Origin of the sequence: Coleofasciculus sp. FACHB-712 (assembly GCF_014695635.1) — a bacterium.
Classification (GTDB): Bacteria; Cyanobacteriota; Cyanobacteriia; order Cyanobacteriales; family FACHB-T130; genus FACHB-T130.
In genome coordinates this window covers 1-6,504 of the sequence record NZ_JACJOQ010000369.1, presented here as the reverse complement: position 1 = coordinate 6,504, position 6,504 = coordinate 1, and the positions used below count along the sequence as shown (strand labels likewise).

General features: G+C 46.5%; 5 protein-coding genes. 4 read left to right on the top strand and 1 reads right to left on the bottom strand.

Going from position 1 to position 6,504, the window contains the following annotated elements; genetic code table 11:
* The 3 genes from H6F50_RS10190 to H6F50_RS10180 all read left to right on the top strand — a co-directional run.
* Positions 1 to 3,335: magnesium chelatase subunit H (locus H6F50_RS10190; RefSeq protein ID WP_190428612.1), on the top strand; the 3,335-nt coding region annotated here is incomplete at its 5' end.
* Between the two features lie 86 nt (positions 3,336 to 3,421).
* Positions 3,422 to 3,997 carry a Uma2 family endonuclease gene (locus H6F50_RS10185; RefSeq protein ID WP_190428611.1) on the top strand — a complete coding sequence of 192 codons (576 nt, stop codon included), beginning with the start codon at positions 3,422 to 3,424 and terminating at the stop codon, positions 3,995 to 3,997.
* Between the two features lie 112 nt (positions 3,998 to 4,109).
* Positions 4,110 to 4,478, top strand: coding sequence for a hypothetical protein (locus tag H6F50_RS10180; protein WP_190428610.1), 369 nt, complete (start codon positions 4,110 to 4,112; stop codon positions 4,476 to 4,478).
* Between the two features lie 2 nt (positions 4,479 to 4,480).
* Here H6F50_RS10180 and H6F50_RS10175 read toward each other — a convergent pair whose 3' ends face one another.
* Entirely contained in the window at positions 4,481 to 4,621 is a 141-nt protein-coding gene (locus H6F50_RS10175) for a hypothetical protein (RefSeq protein WP_190428609.1), read from the bottom strand.
* A gap of 36 nt (positions 4,622 to 4,657) precedes the next feature.
* Here H6F50_RS10175 and H6F50_RS10170 point away from each other — a divergent pair.
* On the top strand, positions 4,658 to 6,504 hold a 1,847-nt coding region (locus H6F50_RS10170; RefSeq protein WP_190428608.1), incomplete at its 3' end, for a hypothetical protein.

Below are 6,504 nucleotides of genomic sequence, written 5' to 3'. Positions count from 1 at the left end.
GTGTAGAGACGCGCCGTGGCTCGTCTTTCCAATACAAAGACCCCGTCACCTATGTTGATATGGGGATCTGGCACCCCTTGGCACCCCAGATGTTTGAGGATGTCAAAGAATATTTCAACTGGTACAACAGCCGCAACGATATTTCTGCCGATCTCAAAGATCCCCTGGCTCCCTGTGTGGGCTTAGTGCTGCAACGCACTCACCTCGTCACTGGCGACGATGCCCATTATGTAGCGATGGTGCAGGAACTCGAAGCAATGGGCGCACGGGTAATTCCCGTCTTTGCTTCCGGTTTAGATTTTTCTAAGCCAGTTGAGGCTTTCTTCCTCCAAGGAAACCAGACAATCGTGGATACAGTCGTATCCCTAACCGGATTTGCCCTGGTCGGGGGTCCTGCTAGACAAGATCATCCCAAGGCAATTGAGACTCTCAAACGCCTGAATCGCCCCTACATGGTGGCACTGCCGCTGGTATTTCAAACAACAGAAGAGTGGGAAAATAGCGATTTAGGGCTGCATCCGGTGCAAGTGGCATTGCAAATTGCCATCCCCGAACTAGATGGAGCGATTGAGCCAATTATCCTTTCCGGAAGGGATGGAGCTACTGGGAAAGCGATCGCCCTCCAAGATCGAATCGAAGCGATCGCTCAACGCGCCTTAAAATGGGCAAACCTGCGCCGCAAGCCAAAACTCCAGAAGAAAGTTGCCATCACCGTCTTCAGCTTTCCACCGGACAAAGGCAACGTCGGGACGGCTGCTTATCTGGATGTATTTGGTTCCATCTACGAAGTGATGAAAGCCCTCAAGCAGAACGGCTACGACCTCCCAGAACTTCCAGAGTCAGCGATGGCGTTGATGCAAGAAGTCATCCACGATGCCCAAGCACAGTACAGCACTCCAGAACTGAATATTGCCTATCGGATGTCAACGCCGGAGTATGAAGACTTAACGCCTTACTCTCAACGGTTAGAAGAAAACTGGGGCAAACCACCCGGACATCTCAACAGCGACGGGCAGAATTTATTAATCTTCGGCAAACACTTCGGCAACGTCTTTATCGGTGTCCAGCCAACCTTTGGCTACGAAGGCGATCCGATGCGGTTGCTATTCTCCCGTTCTGCTAGTCCCCATCACGGCTTTGCCGCTTATTACACCTATCTAGAGCGAATTTGGAAAGCCGACGCCGTGCTGCATTTCGGCACGCATGGCTCGCTGGAATTCATGCCCGGTAAGCAGATGGGGATGTCTAACGAATGTTACCCCGATAACTTGATTGGCAACATTCCCAATCTCTACTACTACGCGGCGAATAACCCCAGCGAAGCCACCATCGCCAAGCGCCGCAGCTACGCCGAAACTATCTCCTACTTAACTCCCCCGGCAGAAAATGCTGGACTCTACAAGGGTTTGCAAGAATTGAGCGAGTTAATCGGTTCTTACCAAACCCTCAAAGATACGGGACGGGGTATCCAGATTGTTAACACAATTGTGGATAAATCTCGCATGGTGAATCTAGATAAAGATATCGCCTTGCCAGAGAAAGACGCCAAAGAGATGACTGCCGAGGAACGGGATACTCTCGTCGGCTTGGTGTACCGGAGACTAATGGAAATTGAGTCGCGGCTATTGCCTTGTGGCTTGCACGTCGTTGGGAAACCACCGAGTGCAGAAGAAGCGATCGCGACCTTGGTCAATATCGCCAGTCTCGACCGCAACGAAGAAGAAATTCTTAGTCTTCCCCGCATCATCGCCAACAGCATCGGACGCGACATTGACGACATCTATAAGAACAACGACAAAGGCATCTTAGAAGATGTCCAACTGTTGCAAGACATCACCCTTGCCACTCGTGCCGCTGTTTCCGCCCTCGTCAAAGAACAAACTGACGCCGATGGTCGCGTTTCCCTCGTTTCTAAGCTCAACTTCTTCAACATGGGCAAGAAGGAACCTTGGATCGAGTCCCTGCATAAAGCAGGCTATGAGAAAGTTGATCCAGAAGCGATTAAGCCTCTATTTGAGTATTTGGAATTCTGCCTCCAGCAAGTTTGTGCCGACAACGAACTGGGTGCCTTACTCAAAGGCTTAGAAGGCGAATACATCCTTCCGGGGCCAGGTGGCGATCCTATCCGCAACCCGGATGTCCTGCCTACAGGCAAAAACATCCACGCCCTCGACCCCCAATCTATCCCCACCGCAGCCGCAGTCAAATCCGCCAAAGTCGTTGTAGACCGACTGCTAGAACGGCAACGCGCGGAAATGGGTGCCTATCCCGAAACCATCGCCTGCGTCCTCTGGGGAACCGACAACATCAAAACCTACGGCGAATCTCTCGCCCAAATTATGTGGATGGTGGGCGTTAAACCCGTGCCAGATGCTTTGGGACGAGTCAACAAACTGGAACTGATTCCCCTGGCTGAACTCGGACGCCCCCGTGTTGATGTGGTCATCAACTGTTCTGGTGTCTTCCGCGACTTGTTCATCAACCAGATGAACCTACTCGACCAAGCTGTGAAGATGGCAGCAGAAGCCGACGAACCCCTATCGATGAACTTTGTCCGCAAACACGCCTTACTACAGGCGGAGGAAATGGGCATCAACCTGCGTCAAGCGGCAACTCGTGTTTTCTCCAACGCTTCTGGTTCTTATTCTTCTAATATCAACCTGGCTGTAGAAAACAGCACTTGGGAAAGCGAATCTGAGTTACAAGATATGTATCTCAGCCGCAAATCCTTTGCCTTCACCTCCGATAGTCCAGGCACAATGGAACAGTCGCGTCAGATTTTTGAAGCAACACTGAAAACTGCTGAAGTGACGTTCCAAAATCTCGACTCTTCTGAGATTAGCCTCACGGATGTTTCCCACTACTTCGACTCTGACCCCACCAAGGTTGTTGCCACTCTGCGCGGCGATGGGAAAACGCCAGCATCCTACATCGCCGACACCACCACCGCCAACGCCCAAGTCCGTACGCTATCAGAAACCGTTCGCCTAGATGCCCGTACCAAACTACTAAATCCCAAGTGGTACGAAGGAATGCTAAGTCATGGGTACGAAGGTGTCCGCGAACTCTCGAAGCGCCTGGTAAATACGATGGGTTGGTCTGCAACTGCTGGTGCTGTCGATAACTGGATTTACGAGGATACAAATACCACGTTTATCCAAGATGAAGAGATGCGGAAGCGGCTCATGAATCTCAATCCTCACTCTTTCCGCAAAGTTGTCGCAACCTTACTCGAAGTCAATGGTCGCGGGTACTGGGAAACCAGCGAAAGCAACTTACAAATGCTACGCGAATTGTATCAGGAGGTTGAAGACCGAATTGAAGGAATAGAATAGTCGGTAACTGAAATACCATGTAGAGACGCGATTAATCGCGTCTCTACATGGTTTAGATAATCCAAAATCTAAACCTTAACGTTGGTATGACTGCCCTAACCGTCAACTTCAACCCCATTATTAAGCTGACAGATGAGCAATTTTTTCAGCTTTGCCAAGTAAATGAAAATCTAAGGTTTGAGCGCACGGCTACAGGGGAATTAATCATTATGTCACCCGCAGGGGGAGAAACAGGAAATCGAAATGGTAGACTGACGCAGCAATTATTTAATTGGGCAGATACAAATAAGTTAGGGATTGCCTTCGATTCTTCCACAGGTTTTAAACTTCCTAATGGTGCTGATCGTTCCCCTGATGCAGCTTGGCTGAAGCTGGAACGTTGGGAGACTTTAACCTCTGAGCAAAAAGAGAAATTTATCCCCCTTTGTCCTGATTTTGTCATTGAGTTACTTTCACCAAGTGATACTTTGAAAGTAGCTCAAGAGAAAATGAAAGAATACCGAGAGAATGGCACTATTTTGGGTTTATTAATTAACCGCAAATCCAAGCAAGTAGAAATTTATCGCCAAGGTCAAGCAGTTGAAGTGCTGAAATCTCCTACTACCCTCTCAGGAGAAGATGTTCTCCCTGGATTCGTTCTAAATCTTGAACCAATCTGGTAAGAATTAGCAAATGAGCGACAATTGAAAGAGCTGATGCCGTCGATAACTGATTTACAAGAATACTAACTCCACGTTTATTAGTGATTGGCACCTTAAAAGAAAGTTAGACAGCGTGAGAAAAATAGCTAAAACGCGGAATCATTCTCAGATTAAACAAATCATTCTCCATGATTGTGAGAGGGGAGTATACTTATTTCCGTGTACTTCTCTGGAAGATGGTTTTGCAATTGGTGATGAATGGTATGAAAGCCTAGAAATTGCAGAAGAGACTTGTAGTAAGGAATATGGAATTACTAAAAACGACTGGAATACAATCCCCGACTCACCGGAAGGTTGTCAGCAAGATTGGATTACTCCAGTTCGAGTTATAAGTCGAAATATAGAAAATCCACATGAAGTAAGACTTAAAAAACAGGTGAATGGAAGATGGATGGAAATTGAGTTAAAAAACGGGAAATGGGTAGATAAAAATAATTTATAACACTATGCTTCACTGAACAGATATTTCAGAGATTGGCTACGATAAGAGGTATTTACCTTCCCAGAGGGTGCGATCACATCCTCTTTTCCCCAAAGCGCGATCGCATCCATCGCGCCCAAAATGCGATCGCATCTCTTTCTCATGCCAAAATCAGAGCAGCTTAATTACCTCTGTTGCTGATGAAACGGTTTTTTATTTTTCGTCACGCGGCGATCGCATCCGTATTGGCTGTAGCAATATTGGCTTGCAACGCCAAAACCACTCCCTTATCCAGGGCAAATACACCCAGTTCAGACGCTTCTCCCTCAATCAGCAAGGATGCAAATGGCTTAGTTCAGATTCAGCCGCTACCCGTCGATGTAAAGCTTCAGAACCAGTGGACACCTGAACTGGAAAAAGAGTTTCAGCAAAGAGCGAATGAGGTTATTCGCTACTACACGAGTAAAAAATACAACAACAACAGCGGGGAAAACGAAAAGCAAACTTATCCCCTCGCGATGTTTGACTTTTTAGCTGGCAACCGAGAGAAAGCGATCGCTTTTTTGGAAAAAGAAGATAAACAAGCCCCAGATAACGCCCACACGGATGGAATTGACTATTACTATTCTTTTACTCTTAAAGGTCAAATTAGAAAATATTTTTTCTTTGGCAAATTTCTAGATTCTGCCTATAGACAACGGATGTTTGATGGGGCAAAAAAATGGACAAAGCAAGATCCCAATGGCCGTCCTCACCCGATTTATGGGAAAGGTCGTGGCGGTGATGGTTGGGGGCCAAAGGTGCGTGGTAGCTGGGTAGACGGGCGCAATACCGATAATCTTAGAGCGATGCGCGAGATATCTGTTTATCTAATGGCAGAGGAAACGGGTAATGAAGAGGTGCGCCAGTTATACAAAAAGAAAATTCAGCGATATGTCTGGGCACTTTATCACATCGGGATGGGCGAGTGGGATTCAGAAAATTACCACGGTCATACCCTAGCTGCATATCTGAATCTCTACGATTTTGCGAAAGATCCCGAAGTCAAACAACTTGGTAAAGCTGCTCTTGATTGGCTTTGTGCTGCGGGGGCAGTGAAGTATTATTATGGCGGTTTTGGAGGGCCAACGAAGCGAGATTATAACAAAAGTAATGTTGTTTATGGTTCATCTGCCGCTCGTTTACTGTGGTTATATTTTGGGGATAATTCACTGCCTAACCCTAAACCAGAACACGATTCAATTCACATCATTACTAGCGCTTACCGTCCCCCACTCGCCGTTGTAGCATTAGCTCGCAAGCAGTTTAAGAAGCCGGTTGAATTACTCGCTACAAAACCAGTTTATGAAAATTGGAAACCCGGAGGAGAAGACCGACCGGGTTATTGGGAAACTACATTTTTTGGCAACACTTATCAGATGGGTAGCGTAGCCGGTGAGTTTAGCGATGGTGATGTTGGCCCTTTCAAATTGATGGCTGAAGATTCTAAGCGAGGGGTTGATTATTTTGTCGTTAACACCGGCGACGACAGAATGAAGTCCGGGAAAAATCCAGGCGATCAAATAGGACAATACCGCAACTTGGCGCTTTGGCTACGACCTGCTTCTGATAAATATTTTTTCTTGCAGCTACCTATAACAGCGAAAGTAGAAATAGAAGATAAAGTTTGGTTTATTAAATTAGAAAAAACTTGGTTAGCCATTCATCCAATTAATCTTAATTCTTCTACTACTGAAGTTAAAGTTCAAGATAAGAAAGCGGCGCAGCTTTATCAAGATGAAAAGATATTAAAAGTAACCACGACAGACAATCAATATGCTGGCTTTGCTCTAGAAGCAGGCGAAGCAAAAACGACGGGTAGTTATGAGAATTTTAAAAAAGCTGTAAAGACTAAGACTCAGCTAGATTTAAGCTTAATAGCAACGGGCACCATCCAGCTCAAAGGAACAACTGGCGATACTCTCAAAATCACACATAATTCTAAGAACGAGCTACCAATTCTTATCCGGAACGGCGTCCAGCATAACTGGTTTGAAAATTTTGAACT

Excerpts from the sequence above, each read along its gene's own strand:
- H6F50_RS10185 (WP_190428611.1), top strand. The coding sequence starts at position 3,422 with ATGACTGCCCTAACCGTCAACTTCAACCCCATTATTAAGCTGACAGAT.
- H6F50_RS10175 (WP_190428609.1), bottom strand. The coding sequence starts at position 4,621 with ATGAGAAAGAGATGCGATCGCATTTTGGGCGCGATGGATGCGATCGCG.